Raw genomic sequence first — 24,147 nt, forward strand, 5'->3', positions numbered from 1 at the left:
TTTAATTTTTAGTTATAAAAGCAATATGTGCAGGAATATTCCCTGCTGTAGTTTTCCATTTTAATTTACCTTCGGGCGTAAAGCAATAGATGTAGCCTGTTACCACATAATTTTGTGCATCAGTAATATAAATTTCTTTGGTTTCAGGATTTATCTGAAGTCCGTACGGAATCATGATTTGTTTCTCGGTACCGTCTGTAATAATCTTATCACTTATTACTTTCTTTGTTTTTGTATCTAATATTCCATAAGTCACTTTATTACTATTGGTGAGGTAACTCCATGATACACTGTAATAATAGAGCAAATCGTCAACGAGACACATTCCTAAAACCGGCATATCGAGCTGCATTTTTTTCTCATCTGTTTTAGTATCAATCACAAAAAGATTCGAGGGCGTGTTGTAATAATCTCCTCTGGAACTCACATAAATATCTCCCCTGCTGTCGATTTCCATGCTGTAGAGATTGATCCCTACATCTATCTTTTTTATTTCGGTAAAAGTTTCAAGATCGATTACAGATACGGTTCTGTCGTAATTAGGAACCCTGTAACCTCCGGAATTGGCAACGTAAAGTTTCCCGTTGTGTACCACCATTTGTTCGGGCTGATAACCCACATTTACTTTTCTTTTTATTTCTAATGATGTCGTATCGATTTCTGCCACAAAACCTATTTCTGCATTGGGATCAATGGCAACCGGACCTGCATAAGAACTTACATAAGCTTTGTCTTTATAAAAAGCGACATATCTACAATTGGGAATGTCTATTTTTTTGATGCGTTTTGCTGTCCATTTATCAATAACCTCAACTTTGTTGGAAACATTAATTACAGCATAAACCTTGTTGCCATAGATTTGAATATCGTTTCCAACATCACCCAATTCTTTTACAACTGTCGGGTTTCGTTCTGAATAAATATCGGTGGTATAATTTCCTGTTCTATAACTGAATACGTCGATACTGGCACGGTTCATTCCCATATTACCTTCGTTAAGAAGATAAAAACCTTCTATTTTACCATCGCTTCTTGGCGCGGCAACATTTTTATCCGAAGATGGAAAAATGGTTTCTTCTTCCCGACAGGAAACAAAAGCAAGGGTTATCAATAAACCGAGGACTAATTTTGTTGTGATCTTTTTCATAGCTCGATACTTATTATAAATTTCATTGTGCGTCCCGGCATAGGATAATTATAAATTACCTCGTATTGCTGATCGAAAACATTATTAAGTTCTATTGCGCCTTTCATTTTATAATGCTGAAATGCAAATGATTTCTGCACTGCCAGATCATGTGTATACCAAGGCTGGACTTCGTTGACTTTTATATTATTGACATTACCATTGTAACGTTTTCCTACGTATACAAAACTGTAGTTGAAGTTCCATGTTTCGTACTCAGCGTTCAATATTCCGGATCCGCTATGCCACGGGGTGTAAGGGATCTGGTCTCCATAAGAGGACAATTCAAGACCGGCAAATTTGGTAAAATCCCTGTTTTCAGAATACGTATACGTTAAGTTGGTACTTAAATTTACTTTGCCAATATGCATGCCCATATTCACGACAGACTCTACTCCTTTACCTTTTACCTGCCCTATGTTGGTCATCATCCAGCGAAATAAATTTCCTGTAGGCGCTGCTACGATTTTATCTTTAGTATTGGTATAATAGCCATCGACCTGAAAAGATATTTTATCAAAGAATCCTTTATTTACCAGTAAATTATAAGTCAAACCAATATCGTACTGGTTCATATATTCAGGTCTTAAAGTACTCGAACCAACCATTGTATAATACAAATCATTAAAAGTGGGCATTCTGAAAATACGTTTTGCAAATGCTCTCACATTAAAATCGTAATTTTTAAAAGGTGTGTAGCCTAAAAATAAAGCGGGTGTAAATTCTTTTTTATCCGGGGCTTTTGCATTGTAGCGCACTTCTTCCTGAACATAAGTTCCCACAACGCTTCCCAAAGCTTTAAAACCACCATATCGATAAGAACTTGCCAAAGAAAATAATGCTGTATAACGCTGCGGAAAAGAAAATTGAGTATTTATTCCTTTTCTGGTTGCATTTAATCTATTGTACTGAAAATCTGTAGATAGCGAAACATCCCAATTCGACAATATACTGTACATGTTTACGGCTGAGAAATAATATTCCTGCTGGTAGTAACTATCGTCAGATTGTGCGCCTTCGGTTACGGTTTCGCCTAATATATTGGTGGTATCTCGTGCCACATAGTGCGTGTAATCGTAAGCATATTTTGCTTTGGCCTGAAACTTATATCTTTTGGTAAAATCCTTGATTAAAGTTCCTTGTGCGAAAAAATTCTTGTCGTATTGCCTGAAACCGTCTGAAAATTTATTTTCGACAATAGCTCCGGGTGCTCCTCTATCTGAATCATAATAGTACACTTTGGCATCCCAGGAACCATTATTGATTTTTCCGTAAAGGCCGGATTCAAATCGTAATGCTTCTATATCGCTATTATGTCTGGTGGCAGTGGTATCGTAGGCTACTGATCCGTCGAGATTGTTTCTTTTGTATCTAAATTTGTATTGTCCGTTTGATTTGATGTATTCAGAACTAACGTTCATGCTGACTTTATCGCTCAGTTTTTGTTCCCATCTAAAAGAAGGATCGAAATAGTTGATAGACATGGTTTTAAACCTTACCAGTAAATTTGTTTTTTTATCACCAACAAAAACAGGACGTTTTGTTCTTAAATAAATGGTCGAAGCGGCTGAAAAATCCTTTGCAGACTGAAAAATTTCACTTTTCTGTCCATTATATAAGGTTAGGGATTCCATGTCATCTAAGGAATATTTTCCCAGATCCGTGACTCCATTTTGCGCGTTACCTAACTGAATACCATCATAAAAAACACCTACATGGTGTGTACCCATATTACGTACATCGACCGTTTTAAGTCCGCCGAGACCGCCATAATCTTTAATTTGAATTCCTGCAAAATATCTCAATGCATCGGCAACATTATGGCTTGCTAAATTCTCCAGTAATTTTCCTGAAAGACTTTGTACGGGAATTACTTCCTGATATGGTTTCCCTTTTAGAATAACTTCTTTTAAAACACGCAAACTGTCATTAGATACTTGCGAATGAATCAAATATGGAGCAATAAATAAGAAAAATAATAAGAGTAATTTTTTTGTATTATACATCACTGATTTAATTAAATAAACCTCGCGGATGTAGTAATCAAAAAGCAAAAAGAGAGAATCCCACTATGCAATAGCAGGTCAATTTTTGTTGTTCGACTTTATTCCACGAAAGCCTTAAACTATGTGATTATGGCAGGTCTCCTGACTTGTTCCATCTTTAAACAACCTTCTCATTCGCCGCGGCGAACAATGGCATTAGTAACGTTTAAAGACTTATATAGAACTTACAGTAGCGGGTCTGCTCAGGATTTGCACCTGATTCCCTTTTAACTATTTTCTTTTATTTTTCTAAAGAAAACAGACCAAAATCTGACGTAAAGATATGATTATCTTTATAAAAAGAAGTACAACGTAACGAAATTACATTTTTAATAATAAATTAACAAAAATGTCATTAATAACACAAGTAACTTAAAAGCAAGTTTTTGCCAAATTAATTTGAGTCAAAATACAGCTGTAAGATCGGCAACGATTTCGATCGTTGAGGCTTGGAGAATTGGGTTCTAAAAACACATAACCCAAGGTTGAAAACTTGGGTTATAGTTGAAATAGGATTAGAAATGAAGGATCTAATAAAATGTATTTTTTTTTTATAAGCAATAAATATTTTACTATCTAAAAATTGTTATGGTATCTGCCAAATTTTCTTTGTAGATAAATGCTTTGATAAATTCCTGGACTTCATTTGTAGTTTCAGAAGGAGTTGCGAAAGAATTGATATGAAACTCATCATCCTGATCGAGGATATGAATAATTTCGGTATAGCCTTTAGAGATTAAACTACCCTTTAATTTAATAATATTCAACTGTTGTTGACTATCCAACTCCTTACGAACTTTTAGTTTTATAGCTTTATCCATTTGTAAATATTTTAAATTATTTGACTCTGATTCATTCTCAAATATAAAAATTAATTCGTTACTAATGTTCCTAAAATCGCTTTATAAAACATTATTTATCAACACACTAATAAACAAAAGTTTAAGAAATTGTTATTAATTTTATTAAATCGTTATCTACTTCCTAAATTTAATTTTCTTATATTTTATGCTAACCACAAAATTGATATCGATAATAAAAGCTTCTCTTTTATTAAAATTTCAATAACTTTGGATGCTACTATGCACAATCAACTTAGAGAACATATAGAAAAAATAATTCCTCTTACTGATGAAGAGTTTGCTTTTGTGTCTTCTCATTTTACTTCCAAAAAATTTAAAAAATATCAGTTTCTTATTCAGGAAGGTGATTCTGTCAAGTATTCTTATTTTATCATTTCGGGACTTTTAAAATTGGTATATACTGATGAAAAAGCAAAGCAGCATGTTGTTTCTTTTGCTATGGAAGATTGGTGGGAAAGTGATTACTACGCCTTTTTTACCCAAACTGAAGCTACAATGTCATTAGAATGCCTTGAAGATACTGAAGTACTTTGCTGCTCGTTTGAAGATTATAAAAACCTATGCAACGGCTTGCAGAAAATGGAACGCTTTTTTCTGGAGAAAGCCACTTTTGGTTTTCTGGGATCTCAACGCCGCATTGTTTCCTGGCAGACTTCTAACTCTAAAGAGCGTTACGACCAATTATTAAAACAATATCCTTCGCTCCTGCAGCGTGTTCCTAAAAGTCTTATTGCTTCGTATTTAGGCGTTTCGCGCGAAACATTAAGTCGATTATCTTCCTGATGTGACAATTCTCACATCAAAATCTTGAAAAATGTCACGAGTACTTTCCAGCCGTTATGATCAATTTTGTATTACAATTTTAAACTGTAATCGTGAAAAAAACGGCAAGCCTTTTAGTATTACTATTATTAACTACGATGCCTGTATTGACACAAACGAAAAAAGGAAAACAAATGGAAAAAAGAGAATTTAATCCTTGGGAATGGCAAAATCAACGCAGTTATGTACAAGCAATTGAAGTAAAAAATCCGCAAGGAACATTATATGTTTCGGGACAAACGGCGATAAGTGCTGACGGAATCTCCAGTAATGAAAACATGGAATCGCAAATAAAACTGGCATTGCAAAATCTGGAACAAGTCATTACGGAAGCCGGATATGAATGCAGCGGAATTGTTCGGTTGAATATCTATACTACTGCGACTGATGAACTTTGGCCACATTTTAATCTTATTCAGGATTGGGTGGCGAAACATGGTATGAAACAAGCGACAACTTTACTGGAAGTAAAAAGTCTTTTTGAGACTTTAAAAGTTGAACTCGAAGCGACTGTTGTAAAATAAAGTCTTCATGATATAAAAAAGCTGTGTCTTTCTTTTCAGGAAAAACGCAGCTTTTTTGTTTATTTTTTTTCTTTAAAATTAAAAAAATCAAATCAATTTATTTATTTTTTGAAAAGTTTTAAAATAAAAAAGAAGTAAAATCTTCTTACAATTTTAACCTTTAAACAATAGTCTTTCAAACGGTTATCTAAAAAAAACATATAATTCCGTCTATTTTTTTAAATTTTTTGCCTTATATTTCAAAACTAAAAATTCAATTTTTACGTAATTACCTCAAACGATAGTCTTGTAATAAGATAAATTCAATTCACTGGTACGTTTTTGGAAAAATATTGAATTTTATCTTATTCCTGATTATCGCTATTTTTTATTAAATTTTAAGAATATTAAGTTTGGACAATATTAATGTACTAAGATTAAAAAGAACTTTAGCTTACCTGGAAAGCAAACAACGTGAATTAAAAAGACAAAACGAAAACGATACCCGAAGTCTTGAGTCTATGATAAAATATCTTAAAAAAGATATGCTGGAACAGTTTAAATTAACCGAGTATGACATTTACATAAAAGGCGAAATTCACAATACCGAAACTTTTATTCATAGTGTAAAAAGTATTATAGATACTAATTCTAAGTAACCCCATCACAATCTGTCAAAGTACATTAATTATTGAGCTATTTTATTATACTCATCAATTGCTTTATTAGGATCTGCGGTTGCATATTCGTTCTCCGGTTCTGGAATGACATGAATTTTTGAATCGCTTAAAGAAACAATTGCTGAACATACGTAAACACCAATTTTACCTTCGCTGTATTTGTAATCCAGTAAAGTTAGTTTGACGATTTCGTTGATCGAAAGTTCATAATAATTTCCGTAACGAATAATCTTAAAATAAATCTCTTTATTGTCTACAATTTCAAATTGATTGGTTTGAATATTTTCGAAAACAAAATTATTTTTTACATCTTTTTCATTAAATCCCCAGGCTCTAAACTGCACAAAACCATTTACAAAATCAATTGAGATATAATAGGCCGTTCCCTGTTCGTCACATTCGATCACAAAACCAGTTTTTCCCATTCCTTCGACGGCCAGCGTTCCTTCCCAGACAAAATTTTCAGAAGGTTTATCAAAACAAAAAACTTCGTATCCGCTTCGACAGCCAATTCGCCATTTATTTTCATTTTCTACCTCAAAATTTGCCGACGGATTTCCTAAAATAGGCACCGGAACAGGCAAGTTTCTATGGTGAATAGTTCTTTGGTAAAGTGTTCTCCAATGATGATAGGTTTTTAATAATAATCGTCCGTTACTATCAACATCCAGTTGTTTTGGTGGTGGAATTACACGAAGAGTGTTGACATTTCCGCCAACGAAGTAAAAATTATAAATCAAATAATACTCGCCCTCTTTTACAATTCTTGCTGCATAATTACCTTGTGGCATTAAAACATTATTATGAAAAGCATGGTATTCTCCCTTAAAATCCGGAGAAAACCAATAACGCACTTTGATATCTTCGCGAATGGAACCCAGCAAATAATGCATTCCTTTTATTTCTACCACGCAAGGACATTCGATATCATCATAAACGTAAGCCACATGCAATGGTTTTTGCAGTACAAAACCTTTTTCTTCTCGTTTTGCTACGCCAATACAACCTCTTCTATAGGTTGGTCCTACTGCGCTTCGGGCACAAATCAGCAAATAATCTTCGCCTTCGAACTGGTATTTATAAGGATCCCGAAAACTCAGCCATTCACGCGGATTATTATCCCGGCTTTCATAATACGGAGCATCACTTTTTAGCGGTAAACCATACTGATTGTCTTTTGTCCAGTGAATCAAATCCGGCGAAACTGCCCTTCCTACTTTTTGTGTAACTCCTTTGTCCTTACGCTTTAAACCGGTATAATACATCTCATAACCTTCTCCGTCAGAGTTTTTACTAACATGCATTGTCCATAACATATCATCATCCCATTCGCCTGGATCGCCTACAAACAAGGCATTTTTTACTCTTTTCCAAGAAAGACCATCTTTTGATACTGCATGCGCAATATAATCGTGATTGGGAATAATAAGATGAAATAAATGATGCACTCCGCTTTCATCTATAAATACATCAACGTCTCCTATTTCCCAATTACTAAATCCTGAACCTGAATACATATTTAACCTATTTTATTATTGAACATATTGTGTCATTTTTGTCATCCTGAGCGAAGTCTAAATGCCACATTTCAAGGCATTAAAATCCCTTGCTACAATATGAATCGTTCCTTTGAAACTTTCTAAAAACAACGATCATCCGGACATCTCAAAGGATAACCAACATCTGTTATTTATTTAATTATTTTATAATGTTTTAATCCTTCTAAAATACCGGAAGAAGCTGAATCTTTGGCCACATAAATACTTTTTGTAGTTTCATAATCAGCCAATTCAACACTACGATTTCCTACGATGATTCCTTTTACAGCGCCTCTGAACATATCGATATCGTTTCCTGAATCTCCTGCCGCAATAACATTCGATAAAGGAATAGACCATTTACGGCATAAAAATTTAATCGCATTTCCTTTTGAAGCTCTTTTTGGGATAAAATCAAGAAATTCACCATGACTCGGGATGATATTTACTTTGTACCATCCAGCGCCTAAAACGGTGATTAATTGCTCGTGATCGTATTTTTCTTTATCATAATAATAGGATATTTTATAAGGGTTTTGCGCTTCTTCTTCCTGCAATCGTAACCACGCAACTTCTTTCAAACGGCTGACAATATCTTCTCTTTTCCATCGACCAGCCAAAAATTTAGCCCAGCCTTTGTCTAAAATATAATCTTTACCATTTGTATAATAAATTTCGGTTCCTACAGAGCAAATTATAAAATCCGGCAAAGGAAACTGTTCTTCGTCGATCACTTGTTTTACCAAAGCTAAGTTTCGTCCGGATGCCAGTGCGAATGCCATTTTATCGGTACGATTAATCAAGTGTTCTTTTAATTCTTTTAAGCCGGGATTGTTTAATTTTGGTTCTATTAATGTACCGTCGATATCCGAAACAAATAAATGCTCAACCTTACGTTTTAATCGTTCGATATTAATATTAGGATAATGCTGCTTTTTGATTCCTGAACCTGATGATAATGATAAATTTTCATTGACTAAATCTACATATTGGTTTACGTGACTTAACCAACTGTAATGTTTCTGAATATTTATTGCTCCGTTATTCGAGTAATATTTCCATTTATTTTCATTGGTTAAAATATTTCGCAATGCTTTTTTGATTTCGTCTTCGTCCAGCGGATCTACCAATTCTCCGTTTTGACAAGTCGGAATAATTTCTGATGGTCCGCCGTTCTTGGTTACCACAACAGGTAAACCCGAACTAGCCGATTCAATTACGGTTAAACCGAAGTTTTCATGCAAAGCCAAATTCACAAAAACACCTCTTTTTTCGGCTGCATAACGATAGATAATCGAAACCTCATTTTCGACGTCATGTTTCTTCGGAATTGCCATTTTTCCGTACAAATCATATTTGTCCATTAATAGTAATAAATCTGTCAGAACATCTTTTTCAGATTCCGGCATTTTCGAAATATCTTTTCTTATTCCCGCAAAAATCACCAGATTGGCAATGCTTTGCAGTTCTTTGTCTTTACCGTAAACTTCAATCAAGGTATGAAGGTTTTTATGGCGATCAGGCCTCGAAAGTGCCAGAATAAAAGGTTTGTGCGGATTTATTAAAAATTTCGAAATGGTTTCTGCTACCCAATATTTTCTCTGCTCCTCATCCATTTGCTTATCAGCATCCTGTTCTCTGTGATAATAAGGAACAAATTTTCTAGTATCAATTCCGGGAGAAATGGCATGGTATTTACCTAATTCAAAATTTTTGTAGGGTTTATAGGTTTCAATTTCCTGTTCTGTCGAAGTAACAATAAATTCAGATAATTCTAATGTTTTTTCTTCGGCAGCAATTCTTTGTTTGAACTTGAATTTCTTTTCGATTTCTTCTTCGCTCAAACCACTTTCGAGTAGTTTATTTTTTTTATGAAAACCTAAAGAATGTCCGGTATGCGCGAAAGGAATATTTAAAATTGTAGATAATTCACTGGCTACATATCCTGCGTCGCCATAATGAGAATGAATCCAGTTTGGGAAAATATCGTGAAGTTTGATATGCTGAACAATTCCGTTTACAAAAGTGTCTAAACCTTCCCATAATTGTTCTTTTGCTTTGTACTTTTTCCCTAGAAAAGGAATACGCCTTATGTCCAGTTTGTCATTAATGATTTCGATAGGTACTGCATATTCCGGAGAAAGGTTTTTATCATCAATTAACCTTGTAAAAAGATGAACATGTTCTACATCTTCGTGTTGTGATAAGAACTCTGCAAGTTCGTATACATATTTTGTTTGTCCGCCATTATCAGCATCTCTACCAATCTCCAAACCTGAACCTTTTAGTAGGCCGTGAATGTTGATTAATGAAATTCGTAATTTTGTCATCATTGTCTTTTATTTGTTAGAATTTTTAAGGTACGAAAAATCGAGCAGTTTGGCCCAAAATCATACAAAAAATAACAGGATTATTAACATTTACAGACAAAACTGTAAGAATGATAGTGGTCAGAAAGCCAATTTTAAGATTTTCGAAAAAGACGAAAAAATTGTAGATCATAAGATCAAAGATTTACAAAACGAAATTTTAGCCACAGATTATAGGATTAAAATGATTTTATAATTTGTAAAAATCATCTTAACATGATACGTATTTCCTCGCAAAAAAAAGCCACGAATTCACGAATTTAAAAATTGTTTCATCTTTTATGAAAAATAAAATTAATCTCGCAAAGGCGCTAAGACTCAAAGTTTAAACACAATATTGTCATTTCGAAGCAGGAGACTCGAACGATAGCGAACAGACCAAGTAAATCTTCGCGAGAAGCTTGACAAAAGCCCATCATTAAAATTTATTCTTCAGGCAGTAAATCATCCAAATCAGATGTTTTATAAAACTTAAGGTTGTTAAGCTTCATATACTTACAAATGAATTCTAAGGTTTCAATTTTTGTCTGATAATTTTCGGTTACATTTTTTACGGGTTTATGACCGCATAACAGCAAAATTTTATTGTGTTTTTGGGCGTAATCCAGTAATTCTAAAACATACGGAATACTAAAATGTATGTGACTGTTATCGATATCAAAGGCAAATACAATTTTTGAGTTGCTAAAAAAACTGTCTTGTTTCTCCGGAGCTTCACCACCAAAAGCTCTTCCTCTTATAATTTTAAAATCATCCGATAAAGCTTTATCAAGTGCGTCAGATCTTTCTCCGTAGGGATACGCAAAGGTCGTAACATTAAAACCTAACCTTTTCATGGAAACAATCATAGGATCTACTTCCTGTTGCATATAGGCATCGATTCCGTTTTGGTTGACAAATTTTACAGCATTGTAATGATGATATCCGTGACCGGCAATTTCGTGACCTTCTTTTTGCAATTGAAGAAGTTTTTTAATCTGAGGCTTTCCTATCGAATCGATTCTGCAAACATTAAAAGTCGCTTTCCATCCGTATTTTTTTAAGGCCTGATCGGCTTCGTACCATTCGTCTACATACGCATCATCAAAAGATAAAATCACACCTGCTTTGTACGGTTTCGATTCTTGTTTTTGTTTTTTGTTTTCGCAGGAAAAAAAGGTTAAGAACATTAAAAAAAATAATGCTTTAGTGTAGTGTAGCTTCATAATATACTTGTAATTAATAGTTCTGACTATGAAATAAATATAGTTTTATACTTCAAATATATAACATTCTTGCAGACCTTTCATTTAAATTTAATAGATCATGTACTCCTATTCGCGCATGATTTTTTTTTTAAATAACTATTGCTTTTTAATTACTTTTATGACAACAAATTTGATTACTATCCGGTTATGAATAAAGTATTATTAGTTGAAGATGATCCAAGGGTTGCTTCGTTTATTACGAGAGGACTTGAGGAACATTTGTATGAAGTCAAAACCATTACCAAAGGTTTTGAAGCGATAAAAGAAGTAATGGAGAACGAATATAATATTATTATTCTCGACATTATGCTTCCGGATATTACAGGATTTGAAGTTTGTGAAGTTTTACGAAGCCGGAAAATAATTGTTCCAATTCTTATTCTGAGCGCGCTCGATACTCCGCACGAAAAAGTAAAAGGATTACAGGCCGGAGCGGATGATTATCTGGCAAAACCTTTTTTGTTTGAAGAATTACTGGCGCGAATCAACGCCCAGCTTCGTCGTGCCGAATTCAGCACCGGAATTCTCGATTTTCAGTCGTATGCCGGAGTCGAAATTAATATGAAAGAACAAAGCGCTACAAGAGACGGAAAAGAACTGAATTTATCTTCGAGAGAATTAAAGCTTTTGATCTTTTTTATGAAAAACCGCGAGAAAGCCTTATCCCGAATTTCGATTGCACAAGCGGTTTGGAATATAGATTTTGATACGACATCAAACACCGTAGATGTTTATATTAATTATCTAAGAAATAAGATCGACAAGAACTTCCCTACTCCTCTCATTCATACCATAAAAGGAACAGGATATATGCTCAAACAAAAGAGTTATGAATATTAAAAATAAGTTAGCCACTAATTCTACTTTGCTTTTTGCTTTTATAGTAGGACTGCTTATGGCCGGATCTTTCCTTTTGTTTAGGAGTCATATGAAGGATCTTTATTTTGATAATCTAGAAGATCACGCCATGACAACGGCTCTTTTTTATTTTGAAAAAGATGAAATAAAAGAACTCAACCGTTCGCGTTATCAACAAATTGAACTTCAGTACAAACGCATCAATAATGAGTCTATACGTGTCTATGATGCTAAGACCAATAAAATTTATATAAAAGACGCTATTGATTTTCATTTAATTGATAAAGACTTAGAGAACATCAAAAAAGAAAAATTACTAACGTTTACAAGAGGCGACAGACAATTTGTTGGTTTGTTTTATAAAGACAATCAGGGCGATTTTATCATTGTAGTTTCAGGAATCGATCGTGCCGGAAATCGACAACTGGAAATGCTTGGTCTTATGTTTGTTTTGTTTTATCTCGCCGGAATTCCTCTAAATTATCTTTTAGGAACTTTCTTAGCCAAACAAACTTTCCGTCCGTTTACCGAAGTGATTGCAAAAGTTAACACCATAACAACCGAGAATCTTCATTCGAGATTAGATGTACCACAAACAAACGGCAAAGATGAGATTAAAGAATTGGTGACGACCTTCAATTATCTTTTGGAAAGATTAGAAAGCGGTATCATGATTCAGAATAATTTTCTGAAAAATGCTTCGCACGAATTAAAAACACCTCTTACCATTATTATAGGAGACATTGATGTATCGCTCCAACAACCCAGAACCAACGAGCAATATGAGCAAATTCTAAAATCGCTGCGCAAAGATACCTTACATCTTAAAGCCACTCTCGAAGGTCTTTTGGTTTTATCCGGATTGGAACTTTCTGAGCCGCAACAAATGGAAACGATCAGAGTCGATGAGATATTATGGAATGTTCTCGAGAAAAAAGCCATAGAATATCCCGAATCTAAGGTTTCATTCAATTTAAATGCGATTGCAGATCAGGAAGATTTACTTTCTGTTTACGCTAATAAACACATGCTTTTTATTGGGTTGTACAATATCTTAGATAATGCTATTAAATTCTCCTCTCCTGCACCGGTTGAAGTTTTTGCACTTTCGGATGAAAATAAACTCATTATAAAAATCGTAGATCAGGGTCCCGGAATTTCGGAAAAAGATCAAAAATCTATCTTCGATCTCTTTTTCCGAAGCGATAATACACGCCATATTCAGGGACAAGGATTGGGTCTTTTTATCACAACGCAGATTCTTAAACTTCATAATATTACTTTAATCGTAGATTCTGAACTGGGGAAAGGTACTTCGTTTTCTTTGGTGTTTCCATAAAGAATTTAATTGTTGAGTATAATTAACAACATAGAAAATAACTTAATCACAATCATTGTCATCCCGGGGAACGAGGGATGACAAAAATGCCTACGCTTAAAACGTCAAACAATTACACATTTACATTAAAATATCAATACCTAAGATTATCAATTTTCACAATCGCTAACATTAGCTTAACACTCTAATCTTTTTCTAATCTACTTTAAATCGAGCTTTAATCTACTTATTTTTAACATTTTACCCAAGTAGTTGATTTTAAAGAGCTAATTCCTTTTTCTTGAAATAACATCTTCATAATCCTAAGTTAACAATGAATAGTTTTATCATTTTAAGTTAACAAAAGCGTTAAATCTGATCGAAACAAAGACAGTTTCTTTGTCAAATAAAAACTAAAAACAACATGACAAAACTAAAACTCTTTTTTTCGGCATTTATGCTTCTTGTTATGGGGAACATTTTTGCTCAAATTACAACCTCATCTTTATCTGCAAAAGTTAGCGATGGTACAAGTCCGCTTACTGGCGCTGAGGTTACATTAACACATTTGCCTACCAATGCAGTTTACAGAGCTGTTACCGACAAACAAGGTAGGTTTAGCTTCGAAAATTTGAATGCTGGCGGACCTTACGAACTCGAAATTAAAAGTTCAGGTATTAAAGATTATTCAAACGCACAAATACATTTAGCATTGGGCGATAATGATTTACCTTTAATTGTGGTTAATAAAGCCGAAGATAATGTATTAGAAGAAGTGGTGATTACAGGCTCTAAACCTTCGTCTAAAAATAACGGAACAAGTATTAATGAGAAAAAAATCAATGGCTTACCGTTAATCAACAGAGGAATTCAGGATGTTACAAAACTGGTTCCGCAAAGTTCAAACAACTCTTTTGCAGGAACCAACTTTAGATACAACAACGTTACAATTGACGGTTCTATCAATAATGATGCGATTGGTTTTAGTCCATCTTTAGGAGGTCAGTCCGGAACTTCTGGAATGCCAGGAAGCAGCACACGCTCGAACTCTATAAGTTTGGATGCGATACAGGACATTCAGGTTTATATTGCTCCTTACGATATTAAATTAGGAAACTTTTTAGGAGGAAGCGTTAATGCTGTTACCCGCAGCGGTACAAATGAAGTAACAGGATCTATTTATAGCTATGGAAGAAATGCTGCCATCACAGGTCCTAATAATGCTGGTGACGGATCAAAAATGCCAAATTCGTTCGGGGATTACCAAGTTGGTTTCAGATTAGGTTTACCTATTATCAAAGATAAATTGTTCTTTTTCACCAACATGGAATATGCAGAAAGAACAGATCCTTTGTTCTATAATGCCGGAGAAACCAATTCTGCAGGAAAATTAACTTCATTGGTTGATAATGCTACAGCAGAACAAATTTCAAACTTCGTTAAAACAAATTATGGTTTTGATCCTGGAAGTTATGGTGCTTACAACAACTTTGCAAAAAGCCAAAAATTCTTCAATAAATTAGATTGGAAAATTAATGACAAACACTCGCTTTCGCTAAGAAACAATACAGTTATTTCTCAAGCTTCGAATTTAGAGCGTGATGCAGCAAACTTCAGGTTTTCAAGCATGGATTTCACTCAAAAAAACCAGTCTATTAGTACGGTTTTAGAATTAAAAAGCCACTTTAACAGCCAATGGTCTAACTCATTCCTTGCAAGTTATTCGGCCATTAAAGATTATCGTGATCCAAAATCATCGAATGCCATGTTTCCTCAGGCAGAAATTGGTTACAACGGGGGAACTATTTTCTTAGGAAATGATCGTGAAGCAACTGTTTTTAACATGAAACAAAATACGGCTGAAATCACTGATAACCTTACTTACAAAACAGGAAATCATACTTTATTGTTTGGAACTCACAACGAATTCTACGACATTAATTACGGATTTGTTAACGCATTAAACGGAAGAGTTTCGTACAAATCTCTGGCAGATTTCATGAATAAACTTCCTACTCGTGTTCGTGGAACATATCCTTTTGATGGTTCAACGAGAGATCAGATTTTTGATAACCCGTACGCTAAATTCAAAGTAAATCTTTATAGTGTTTATGTTCAGGATGAGATTAGAATTGGAAACAAACTTAAAGTTACTCCTGGTGTAAGAGTTGATTATACTGATTTACCAAATAAACCAAAATTAAGCCCGCAAGTTCAAAATTCTCCTGCTGATCCTAATTACGGTAATACTTATACTTACACACCATTAAGCAAAATCAATAACAACTTTTTTACTACAGCATTAGTTTCTCCAAGAATAGGATTTACATATAATGTAGATGAAGATAAAACGCTGGTTTTAAGAGGCGGATCTGGAGTATTTACAGGTAGAATTCCGTTTGCATGGTTAGGATATGCTTACTATAATGATGGTGTTGGTTACGGAAGTTATGATAAAAACAACCTTACTCCTGCTCAGGTTGCAACAGCTGGTGATCCCTTAGCAACAGGCGGATTAAACGGATATCACGATGCTACGCCAAAAGTACAGGCAGATTTAGTAGATAATAAATTTAAAATGCCGGCTGTATTAAGAAACTCTTTGGGAATCGATAAAATCATCAACGGTTACAAATTTACAACCGAAGGTATTTATACGAAAGTAATTCGTGATCTTGAATTTCAACAAGTAAATAAAACAGATAACCCTACTTATTTCTCTTACGATACGAATCACCAAATGCCAATTTATGCAGCAAACATAAACTCAGCTTTTTCTAATGCTTACTTGCTTTCTAATACAAATAAAGGATACCGATACAGCATTACCGAAATGGTTTCGAAAACATACGATTTTGGTTTGAATTTTATGGTGGCGTATACTTATGGAGATTCTCGTGACGTTACAAACGGAATTCGTAATTCTATGGAAAGTAACTTCCAGATGAACCAGTCATTGACACCAAATGATCCTCAATTGGCCACTTCAAACTTTAATATCAAACACAGAATCGTTTCTAATGTAGGATATTCGGTAAAACTGGCAGACAACAATACTTTCTCTGCTAATGCGTATTTTAATGCGCAATCAGGAAATCCGTTCTCATGGGGATTTGTAAACTCTACAATTGCAGGAACAGGACAAGCAGCAGGATTAGCTTATATCTTTAAAGATGCAGCAGAAGCAGCTAAATACATTGGTGTAAATGCAGCAGGAGTTCCTTCAGCAACAGCAGCTCAACAAGTTGCAGCTTACGAAGAATTCATTAATGGAAATGATTACCTAAAAAGCAGAAGAGGAACATTCACTCAAAGAAATGGTGATACTACTCCTTGGAACATTCAGGCAGATTTGAAATTAACAGATGAAATTAAAGTTCAAAAAGTAGGTACATTCCAAATTTCATTTAGCATGGCCAATGTTGGAAACCTTATCAACAAAGATTGGGGAAGAAGTTATTTCGTTCCAAACACTTACAATTCAACAGCCAACCTTGGGTTAACAAAATCAGGAAACTTAGGCGGAGTTGCTACTGGCGATCCAACATATACTTTCCAAAAACCTACGGCTACACCTTATACTGTGGATCAATTAGCTTCAAGATTCCAAGGACAGCTTGGTCTGAGATATTCGTTCTAAAGATTGTGTTTTATTTTTTTTATTTGTCCCCCAGTTTCACACCCTTATGAAACTGGGGGACTTTTTTTAAATCTAAATTCCAAATTCCATAAAGGAGAGTAAAAGATTTTAATCTTTTACTCTCCTTTACAAAGTTTAAAAAACTCCAACAATTGGAATTTGGAATTTTAAAAAATTGAAAAATTACCCTTTAAGTGGTAATATAAACTTAAAGGTACTTCCTTTTCTAAATTCGCTTTCGGCCCAAATTTCACCTTGATGTTTTTTTATAAATTCACTGCAAAGTAATAGTCCTAAACCATTTCCGGTTTCGTTTTCGGTTCCTTTTTGAATCACTTTTCCGTTAATTTTAAACAACTTCTCTTTTATCTTATCAGGAATTCCAATGCCGTTGTCTGTAATGGATACCTCAACTTTTTGATTTATTACCTGCATTGTAACTTTAATTTCTCCCTGCTGATCTGTAAATTTAATTGCGTTGGTCAGTAAGTTTCTCAAAACGGTATCAATCATGTATTTATCCAGCTCAACTTCGATAATTTCAGTGGGTTCAAAACTTAGATCTATGTTTTTATTTAAGGCGCTATTTTTATTGAGTGCTATATTTTCTTCAATCAATTGATTTAATACTACTTTTTGCGGATTATATTCGATCATTCCGGTTTGCACCCTTGACCAGTCTAATAAATTCTCCAGCAGTTTATAAATATTTTTGTTCGATTCGTGAAGCATTCCTGTAATTTCCTTAATCTCTTCACGGCTGTAGGTATCAATTTTTTGAGCCAATATTTCTGACAAGGTAACTGATGATCCCAACGGACCTTTAAGGTCATGGGCGATGATAGAAAAGAATAAATTTTTATCGTTTAAAAGTTTCTTGATTTTAAGGTCTTGCTTTTCCTTTACCAGCAATAAAAATCCTACTGTGCCAATAAGAGTGAGCAAAAACAAACTTATGCTATACAAACTGTCGAAAATACTGGGTCTGAAAAAATATTTTTGCGGATCGACATAACTATAAACGGCTCGCAGAAAAATTAAAATTTCAAATAAAACGTAGCATAGTAAATAAAATATTCGGAAAAAATTAGTTCCTTTTTCTCTATAGTAACCTATTGTTGGCGGTAAATAAATAGCAAATATTCCTATAGACATAATGAAAATACGGGTATCAATAGTACTCTCGAATAATGTCGCTAGGTTAAAAACTACAATTGTGGTAATAGTAAGGCCTTTTTGTAAATCATAATGTCTTTTGCACTTTGTTTTAAGCAAAGACATTATCGCTATAGTTTCGCAGCAAACCCCGAATAAAATAATAGAATTAGCGATATTAATCGAAATAAAATCCGGAATGATATTTCTTAAAAAAATTAGTATCCAGCCTATCGTCAGTAATATTTTACCATTACCAAAGGTTTTTAGTTTTTTTCTATTCTCAACCGTAGCATACGAAAACGAATAACTAAAAATAAGAATGCAAATAAACAAGTTTCCCCAAAAATAAAGTATAAAAATCGTTTTTGGATCTAGCGGCAAAAATTTGAGCATTATAGACTTTAATGTTTAAAAAACTGATGGCAAATATACAAGTTCATGATGTAATCCCCTATTATACTAAGCGCATTGGTTAAGAATGACTATTTCGGATACAAGTTATTTCAAAAAAAATCTGTTTTTATTTAAAATAGACTAAATTCAGCTTATGATTCAGCTTATGAAAATATGTGCAATTCCTGTTCTAAAAAACTTTCCATTTTATAGTCGGCTAAACTTAAGTTAACATCCTGATTTCCGTTTGTAAATGCAACCACCTTCATACCGGCTTTTTTTGCAGCCATCATTCCCGAATAAGAATCTTCGATAACAATACAATTTTCAGGATCTATTCCTAATTCTTTAGATGTCATTAAATATATAGCAGGATCAGGTTTGCCAAACTCAAGAAATTCAGCGGAGAATATACTATCAAAATATTGAGCAATACCTGCTTTTTCTAAAACTACTGGTATTATTTTATAAGGCGAATTGGTGGCTAAACCAATTTTAAAACCATTTGATTTGAGTTTTTTAATAAAGGATTCAATGCCGTTTATTTCACCCCCAGCCTGCTCTATCAGTTCAATTACTCTTGCAATCACCATTTCTTCAACCTCTTCAAGCGTTTTGCTATCCCATGGATATTTTTCGTACCAAAACCTGGTTACTTCTATAGTGGTCATTGTTTTGGTTACATTAGTAAATTCTGTACTTAAGACTACGCCAAGTGATGAAAAAACCTCAAATTCGGCTTTTTACCAAAACGGTTCCGAATCAATAATTACACCGTCCATGTCAAAAATAACTGCTTTCATAAAGTATCGGAATTCAAGTTTACTATAACTGTGGTTGAGCTGCAAAAATAAATCTTTTAGTTTTAGAATATAAACTTTAAAAACTAAAAATGATTTTCTTCAACATTCATAAATAGCATCAAAGTGCCTAAATATTAACATTCAATAAAAATTCGCCTGCAACCTTTAAAATTATTCATGGTTTGTAGTGCACTATAGTATCGCCAAATCTTCCAAAAGTATTCAAAGCCTATTTTCGTTATAAAAATAACCTCATTAACTTACATTAGAATCTTTACAAATTTGAAATACTATGAGATAGTCATGAAACGAATATAAGCTTACTCTTGCTGTATTTATTTATTAAATAAGAATTTACACAAAAAACACTGTCTTCCTGATAGTTACGTTATTTATTTTTGTAATTTTATTCGTTCAAATACGCGAAATCACCCTTTCTACGAGCCTAAAAACATGTTTTATCAGTACATTTTTCCATAAAAAGCTACTTTTTTTACCGAAAAATCAATCCGCGAATTCAGAATTTATACATCAAAACTTATCTGACATAAAAAGGACATTTCATGACATGAAAAAGCCGTTTTATAACATCTTTTTCTGGTGATAGGTAATAGATATCTAATTTTAAAATCAAATTAAGGAAACAGTGTTAATTAGCATACAATACTATTGAGGTATAAAAACAAAATGCTAAATCTTCGAAAGGTTTTACTTTTTGAAAGTTTCTGTTTCAAAATCTGAATTATAATATAATCACTCTACAAAAACAGGTAAAAATACCTGTATATGAGACATTTATAAAAAGTAAATTAGCGTTCTATTAAAATACTATAGCGTTCTGTTTTATAAAAAAATAGTCGTAATCTAAAACTAAATCTAATCATTAACTATTTAAATCAATATAATTATGGAAGGAACAATTGGAGAAATACGTCTAATGGCTGGAAGTTATGCACCTGTCAATTGGGCATTTTGTAATGGTCAGATACTTGCAGTACAAAGCAACACTCCATTATTTGCTATTATAGGTACCACATATGGCGGAAATGGCTCCACTACATTTGCATTGCCCAATTTGTGCGGTCGTACAGTTATTGGAAGGGGTCAGGGAGTAGGTTTATCAGATTATGATTTAGGTCAGATATCCGGAACAAATGCGATAACACTAACAAGTTTAGAACTCCCTTCACACACACATGTCTCTTTGGCTTCGATTTCAATTCCTGCTTATTCAGATTCAGGTGATCTTGATACGCCCGCTGGAAACACTCTTGCCGCTAAACCCAATATGTACAGTTCAGCACCAGGTGAAGATGATATGAAACCTACTGCATTCGGTGTAACTGTCGGACCAATTGGCTCGGGGCAGCCAATCACTATAACTCAACCCACATTGGGCATGAATTACATGATCTGTTTAGTTGGAAATTTTCCTCCCCGCTCATAAACGAACAAACTCAAAAACTATAATTTAAATCTAAAAATATATTAATTATGGAAGGAAATTTAGGAGAAATCCGATTATTTGCCGGAAACTTCCCACCAGCAAATTGGGCTTATTGCGATGGATCTTCACAAAGTATTGCTAACTATGACGCTCTTTTTGTCATAATAGGCACCACATATGGAGGAGATGGTGTATCAACATTTAATCTTCCTGATCTTCGTGGCCGAGTTCCAGTTGGTGTTGGTCAGGGCATAGGCCTGCCTAATGTTGTACTGGGTCAGATAGGCGGAACAGAAACAACTACTATGACCATAAATCAAATGCCCACACATAGTCATATTGGAACCGGTTCAGTTGCAATAGCTACCGTTAATGCACCAGGAAATACAGGATCACCAACAGGAAATGTTTTAGCCGGTTTAACAAAAGCTTATACCGCAATAGCAGGCGACGATACGCTAAAAACCGCTGCGGCAACGGTTACTCTTACAAATACAGGCAACACTACTCCTTTCAGTATTATACAACCTTATCTTTCTACAAATTACATTATTTGTATGCAGGGTATTTTTCCAACTAGAAACTAACTAAAAACAATAATTATGGAAGGAATAATCTCAGAAATTCGATTATTTGCTGGAAATTTTGCACCTAAATTTTGGGCAATTTGTGCGGGCCAAACACTTAATATTAACACTAACCAGGCATTATTCAGTCTTTTAGGGACTACATACGGAGGTAACGGAATTCAAACCTTTCAATTGCCTGATTTTAGAGGACGAATTGCTGCAGGAACAGGTCCTGCGCAAGGAATTACTCAATTTCCATTAGGTGCCAAAATTGGTACAAATACTGTAACGGCAACTCTTTCAAATCTGCCATTGCATACACATACAGCTCAGGGTTCATTGACATTAAAGGCGTTTGCAGATACAGGAGATACAGGGTCTGCATCAGATGCCAGTCTGGCCTCTTTACCCAATCTTTATTCTACAGCTACACCAGATAGTGCTTTAAAGCCAGTAACAGCTGTAATAACAATAGGACAGACAGGAAATAACCAGCCCATGTCAATTCAACAGCCTTATTTGGGCCTGAATTATATAATATGCCTTCAGGGGCTTTTCCCTTCAAGAAACTAACATAAATTACCCATTAGAGTTTCTAATGGGTTGTTTTGTTTTTTTAAATTATCTATTCAATTGCTTATGAAAATAGCTTTACTCATGCCCCGATCTGTCATTTACCCTTCGATGTCTTTTGACATAATGGATGGATTTAAATCTGCCCTGAAAAAAACAAGCCACGACGAAAAACATGAAATTGTAACTGCCAGTATAGGAGTTGGCGGTAATAATAAGGAAATTTATACTTGTTCTGAACAATTACTCTTAAATGGTACAGATATTATAATTGCTTACATAAACCCTGTTACTGCTGAATTTATACAACCGCTTTTTGAAAGTTCGGGTAAATTATTGATTGTATTAGACAGCGGTTACCACTTTCAAAATTTTGAAAAAAAATTATCTAACGTTTATTTCATTTCATTAGAAGGTAATTTATGCTCACGGGCTATTGTTCGTAAAGCTATCGAAGAAGGTCAAAATAATTTTGTTTTTACCTGTTCTTTTTATGATGCAGGATACCGCCCTCCCTACACGTATTCGACTGCTGCAGAAGACAAAGGAGCCACTATTAGTTATAACCACATTACTCCTTTGAAACGTTCAGAATTAAACTTAAGTCCATTAGATCAATATATTGAACAGCATAAGGATGTCTCCATATTTACCTCATTTTGCGGAGACATGGCAGAAGATTTCTTTAGAGAATCATCAAAATTAAAAAATATTGCTTCTTCAAAAACATACGGAAGTGGCTTTACAGCCGAAGAATTATGGCTCAATAAAATACCATATCCAGGATACAACTGGAGCTGTGCAGTTGCATGGTCTTCAGTTACTGACAATAAGGAAAATGAAGATTTTATAGCTACAATGAAAAATATTAAAGAACAGAAAGCGAATCTCTTTTCTCTTTTAGGATGGGAAGCTGCTTTGTTTATTACAAATTCAGATGGCCAGTCATTAGATAATATTGCTATTGACTCCCCGAGAGGAAAAGTATACATGAATCCAAACACTGGATTTTCCGAAGCACCACTGTATTACGCTACTGTAACCAAAAATGAAGAAACAGGCAATTGCCTCTTAGAAAATATAACTGAAGTTTCGGGCTTGGAGGAAGAACGTGAACGCTTACAATATCATATCCTGGCTGTTCAAGATATACCTTCAAATTCCTGGATTAATTCTTATGCCTGTCTGGAATCATGAGTACTATTAGAGACATAGCGATTTTATGTAATAACAGAATGGCTTTTCCGGCTATACAAACTTTACATAGCCTTGGAAGGCTACATTCTATTGGAGTACCTGTAGAAAATGAAGATGTAAAAGCCTTTTGTGCTGTTTTTGCTTCAGATGCAGGAATTAATTTAATAATAATTGAAAAATCGAAACTAAAATTTCAGCTTCAGGAAATCACGGCAATTAAGGATCTGAAATTCATTTTTACAATGACTTTTCCATGGAAAGTCCCTGAAGAACTGATCAGACAACATCCTAATTTGTTTTATAATTTCCACTATGGTCTGTTGCCGGAAATGCGTGGAGCAGATCCTGTTTTTCAATCGATCAAAAAACAAAAAAATGAAACTGGAATTTCTGTTCACGCTATAGAAAAAGAAATTGATAAGGGAAAAATAATCTTGCGAAAAACGCTTCCGCTGCATACAGATTTTACACATGGAATGTTATGCACTCATTTATCGTACCTCGCTTCTTATATTTTGCCAGAAGTATTAACGCTTCTGCATCGTAATGATGAAGGTATGCATCAGGATGAAACAGTAGCGGAATACTATAAAAAACCCACTATTGCTGATGTCAGCATTCAATGGGAACATCAGGATTCAAAATCAATTCAGGCTTTAGTGAATGCATGTAATCCCTGGAATAAAGGAGCTTACACGCATTGGAATGGTTTAAATGTACGAATAGTAGAAGTCTCACAAACGGATACACTGCGCGCAGATCAGCATGCTCCCGGAACTATTTTAGAAATAAATGAAAACAAGGGATTAATCATACAATGTTATAATAATACCCAATTGCGTATCAATACAGTTTATACGGATGAAGGATTTATGAGTGGGCATAAATTGCTCGCTTTTGGTATCAAAAACGGTGAACAATTTGCCACTTTATAATTT

Annotated in this window: 19 protein-coding genes and 1 riboswitch; of the genes, 11 read left to right on the forward strand and 8 right to left on the reverse strand. The window is 34.2% G+C overall.

Annotated features, from left to right (window positions below):
- Position 1: 1 nt before the first annotated feature.
- The 3 genes from IRZ78_RS01905 to IRZ78_RS01915 all read right to left on the reverse strand — a co-directional run bounded on the left by IRZ78_RS01905 (position 2) and on the right by IRZ78_RS01915 (position 4,052).
- The gene (locus IRZ78_RS01905; RefSeq protein WP_194614910.1) at positions 2-1,147 is read right to left on the reverse strand and encodes a DUF5074 domain-containing protein; all 1,146 of its coding nucleotides are present in this window, start codon (positions 1,145-1,147) and stop codon (positions 2-4) included.
- A complete protein-coding gene (locus tag IRZ78_RS01910) occupies positions 1,144-3,192 on the reverse strand; it encodes a TonB-dependent receptor plug domain-containing protein (protein WP_194614911.1) in 2,049 nt (682 codons plus the stop codon). Before IRZ78_RS01910 ends, IRZ78_RS01905 begins: the two co-directional genes overlap by 4 nt.
- A gap of 113 nt (positions 3,193-3,305) precedes the next feature.
- Positions 3,306-3,514: riboswitch (cobalamin riboswitch) on the reverse strand.
- 289 nt (positions 3,515-3,803) lie between these two features.
- Entirely contained in the window at positions 3,804-4,052 is a 249-nt protein-coding gene (locus IRZ78_RS01915; RefSeq protein WP_065449787.1) for a hypothetical protein, read from the reverse strand.
- A gap of 261 nt (positions 4,053-4,313) precedes the next feature.
- Here IRZ78_RS01915 and IRZ78_RS01920 point away from each other — a divergent pair, with 261 nt between their 5' ends.
- From IRZ78_RS01920 to IRZ78_RS01930, 3 genes are all read left to right on the forward strand, one after another.
- Positions 4,314-4,877 carry a Crp/Fnr family transcriptional regulator gene (locus IRZ78_RS01920; protein ID WP_194614966.1) on the forward strand — a complete coding sequence of 188 codons (564 nt, stop codon included), beginning with the start codon at positions 4,314-4,316 and terminating at the stop codon, positions 4,875-4,877.
- A 173-nt stretch (positions 4,878-5,050) separates the two neighbouring features.
- Entirely contained in the window at positions 5,051-5,440 is a 390-nt protein-coding gene (locus IRZ78_RS01925) for a RidA family protein (protein WP_194614967.1), read from the forward strand.
- A gap of 392 nt (positions 5,441-5,832) precedes the next feature.
- The gene (locus IRZ78_RS01930) at positions 5,833-6,078 is read left to right on the forward strand and encodes a hypothetical protein (protein ID WP_194614912.1); all 246 of its coding nucleotides are present in this window, start codon (positions 5,833-5,835) and stop codon (positions 6,076-6,078) included.
- A 29-nt stretch (positions 6,079-6,107) separates the two neighbouring features.
- Here the strand turns inward: IRZ78_RS01930 and IRZ78_RS01935 are convergent, their stop codons facing one another.
- The 3 genes from IRZ78_RS01935 to IRZ78_RS01945 form a co-directional block, all read right to left on the reverse strand.
- Positions 6,108-7,616, reverse strand: a complete 1,509-nt coding sequence (locus tag IRZ78_RS01935) for a glycosyl hydrolase family 32 (RefSeq protein ID WP_194614913.1) — start codon at positions 7,614-7,616, stop codon at positions 6,108-6,110.
- A 173-nt stretch (positions 7,617-7,789) separates the two neighbouring features.
- Positions 7,790-9,970, reverse strand: coding sequence for an HAD-IIB family hydrolase (locus IRZ78_RS01940; RefSeq protein WP_194614914.1), 2,181 nt, complete (start codon positions 9,968-9,970; stop codon positions 7,790-7,792).
- A gap of 461 nt (positions 9,971-10,431) precedes the next feature.
- Positions 10,432-11,211: a polysaccharide deacetylase family protein gene (locus IRZ78_RS01945; RefSeq protein WP_194614915.1), complete on the reverse strand. Its 780-nt coding sequence runs from the start codon at positions 11,209-11,211 to the stop codon at positions 10,432-10,434.
- Positions 11,212-11,400: 189 nt separating this feature from the next.
- Here IRZ78_RS01945 and IRZ78_RS01950 point away from each other — a divergent pair, with 189 nt between their 5' ends.
- The 3 genes from IRZ78_RS01950 (at position 11,401) to IRZ78_RS01960 (ending at position 17,069) form a co-directional block, all read left to right on the forward strand.
- The gene (locus IRZ78_RS01950) at positions 11,401-12,093 is read left to right on the forward strand and encodes a response regulator transcription factor (RefSeq protein WP_194614916.1); all 693 of its coding nucleotides are present in this window, start codon (positions 11,401-11,403) and stop codon (positions 12,091-12,093) included.
- The gene (locus IRZ78_RS01955; RefSeq protein WP_228520325.1) at positions 12,083-13,450 is read left to right on the forward strand and encodes a HAMP domain-containing sensor histidine kinase; all 1,368 of its coding nucleotides are present in this window, start codon (positions 12,083-12,085) and stop codon (positions 13,448-13,450) included. Before IRZ78_RS01950 ends, IRZ78_RS01955 begins: the two co-directional genes overlap by 11 nt.
- Positions 13,451-13,853: 403 nt before the next feature.
- A complete protein-coding gene (locus tag IRZ78_RS01960) occupies positions 13,854-17,069 on the forward strand; it encodes a TonB-dependent receptor (RefSeq protein ID WP_194614917.1) in 3,216 nt (1,071 codons plus the stop codon).
- 183 nt (positions 17,070-17,252) lie between these two features.
- On the opposite strand, the gene IRZ78_RS01965 is transcribed toward IRZ78_RS01960, so the two are convergent.
- Together IRZ78_RS01965 and IRZ78_RS01970 are read right to left on the reverse strand one after the other, a co-directional pair.
- Entirely contained in the window at positions 17,253-18,620 is a 1,368-nt protein-coding gene (locus tag IRZ78_RS01965) for a HAMP domain-containing sensor histidine kinase (RefSeq protein ID WP_194614918.1), read from the reverse strand.
- A 164-nt stretch (positions 18,621-18,784) separates the two neighbouring features.
- The gene (locus tag IRZ78_RS01970; RefSeq protein WP_228520326.1) at positions 18,785-19,291 is read right to left on the reverse strand and encodes an HAD-IA family hydrolase; all 507 of its coding nucleotides are present in this window, start codon (positions 19,289-19,291) and stop codon (positions 18,785-18,787) included.
- A 1,039-nt stretch (positions 19,292-20,330) separates the two neighbouring features.
- Between IRZ78_RS01970 and IRZ78_RS01975 the strand changes: the two genes are divergently transcribed.
- The 5 genes from IRZ78_RS01975 to IRZ78_RS01995 all read left to right on the forward strand — a co-directional run bounded on the left by IRZ78_RS01975 (position 20,331) and on the right by IRZ78_RS01995 (position 24,144).
- Complete coding sequence (locus IRZ78_RS01975) at positions 20,331-20,870, forward strand: tail fiber protein (RefSeq protein WP_194614919.1); 540 nt, start codon at positions 20,331-20,333, stop codon at positions 20,868-20,870.
- A 47-nt stretch (positions 20,871-20,917) separates the two neighbouring features.
- The gene (locus IRZ78_RS01980; protein WP_228520328.1) at positions 20,918-21,457 is read left to right on the forward strand and encodes a tail fiber protein; all 540 of its coding nucleotides are present in this window, start codon (positions 20,918-20,920) and stop codon (positions 21,455-21,457) included.
- Positions 21,458-21,472: 15 nt separating this feature from the next.
- Entirely contained in the window at positions 21,473-22,012 is a 540-nt protein-coding gene (locus IRZ78_RS01985; RefSeq protein ID WP_194614920.1) for a tail fiber protein, read from the forward strand.
- A gap of 66 nt (positions 22,013-22,078) precedes the next feature.
- Positions 22,079-23,209 carry a hypothetical protein gene (locus tag IRZ78_RS01990; protein ID WP_194614921.1) on the forward strand — a complete coding sequence of 377 codons (1,131 nt, stop codon included), beginning with the start codon at positions 22,079-22,081 and terminating at the stop codon, positions 23,207-23,209.
- Positions 23,206-24,144 carry a formyltransferase family protein gene (locus tag IRZ78_RS01995; protein WP_194614922.1) on the forward strand — a complete coding sequence of 313 codons (939 nt, stop codon included), beginning with the start codon at positions 23,206-23,208 and terminating at the stop codon, positions 24,142-24,144. The genes IRZ78_RS01990 and IRZ78_RS01995 overlap by 4 nt, the downstream gene beginning before the upstream one ends.
- Positions 24,145-24,147 lie beyond the last annotated feature (3 nt).

It is taken from the genome of Flavobacterium sp. CSZ (assembly GCF_015350725.1).
Lineage (GTDB): Bacteria > Bacteroidota > Bacteroidia > Flavobacteriales > Flavobacteriaceae > Flavobacterium.

What these genes read in the sequence shown, in the direction of transcription:
- IRZ78_RS01905 (WP_194614910.1), bottom strand. Translation starts at nt 1,147, where the DNA reads ATGAAAAAGATCACAACAAAATTAGTCCTCGGTTTATTGATAACCCTT.
- IRZ78_RS01910 (WP_194614911.1), bottom strand. Translation starts at nt 3,192, where the DNA reads ATGTATAATACAAAAAAATTACTCTTATTATTTTTCTTATTTATTGCT.
- IRZ78_RS01915 (WP_065449787.1), bottom strand. Translation starts at nt 4,052, where the DNA reads ATGGATAAAGCTATAAAACTAAAAGTTCGTAAGGAGTTGGATAGTCAA.
- IRZ78_RS01920 (WP_194614966.1), top strand. Translation starts at nt 4,314, where the DNA reads ATGCACAATCAACTTAGAGAACATATAGAAAAAATAATTCCTCTTACT.
- IRZ78_RS01925 (WP_194614967.1), top strand. Translation starts at nt 5,051, where the DNA reads ATGGAAAAAAGAGAATTTAATCCTTGGGAATGGCAAAATCAACGCAGT.
- IRZ78_RS01935 (WP_194614913.1), bottom strand. Translation starts at nt 7,616, where the DNA reads ATGTATTCAGGTTCAGGATTTAGTAATTGGGAAATAGGAGACGTTGAT.
- IRZ78_RS01940 (WP_194614914.1), bottom strand. Translation starts at nt 9,970, where the DNA reads ATGATGACAAAATTACGAATTTCATTAATCAACATTCACGGCCTACTA.
- IRZ78_RS01945 (WP_194614915.1), bottom strand. Translation starts at nt 11,211, where the DNA reads ATGAAGCTACACTACACTAAAGCATTATTTTTTTTAATGTTCTTAACC.
- IRZ78_RS01950 (WP_194614916.1), top strand. Translation starts at nt 11,401, where the DNA reads ATGAATAAAGTATTATTAGTTGAAGATGATCCAAGGGTTGCTTCGTTT.
- IRZ78_RS01955 (WP_228520325.1), top strand. Translation starts at nt 12,083, where the DNA reads ATGAATATTAAAAATAAGTTAGCCACTAATTCTACTTTGCTTTTTGCT.
- IRZ78_RS01960 (WP_194614917.1), top strand. Translation starts at nt 13,854, where the DNA reads ATGACAAAACTAAAACTCTTTTTTTCGGCATTTATGCTTCTTGTTATG.
- IRZ78_RS01965 (WP_194614918.1), bottom strand. Translation starts at nt 18,620, where the DNA reads ATGCTCAAATTTTTGCCGCTAGATCCAAAAACGATTTTTATACTTTAT.
- IRZ78_RS01970 (WP_228520326.1), bottom strand. Translation starts at nt 19,291, where the DNA reads ATGACCACTATAGAAGTAACCAGGTTTTGGTACGAAAAATATCCATGG.
- IRZ78_RS01975 (WP_194614919.1), top strand. Translation starts at nt 20,331, where the DNA reads ATGGAAGGAACAATTGGAGAAATACGTCTAATGGCTGGAAGTTATGCA.
- IRZ78_RS01980 (WP_228520328.1), top strand. Translation starts at nt 20,918, where the DNA reads ATGGAAGGAAATTTAGGAGAAATCCGATTATTTGCCGGAAACTTCCCA.
- IRZ78_RS01985 (WP_194614920.1), top strand. Translation starts at nt 21,473, where the DNA reads ATGGAAGGAATAATCTCAGAAATTCGATTATTTGCTGGAAATTTTGCA.
- IRZ78_RS01990 (WP_194614921.1), top strand. Translation starts at nt 22,079, where the DNA reads ATGAAAATAGCTTTACTCATGCCCCGATCTGTCATTTACCCTTCGATG.
- IRZ78_RS01995 (WP_194614922.1), top strand. Translation starts at nt 23,206, where the DNA reads ATGAGTACTATTAGAGACATAGCGATTTTATGTAATAACAGAATGGCT.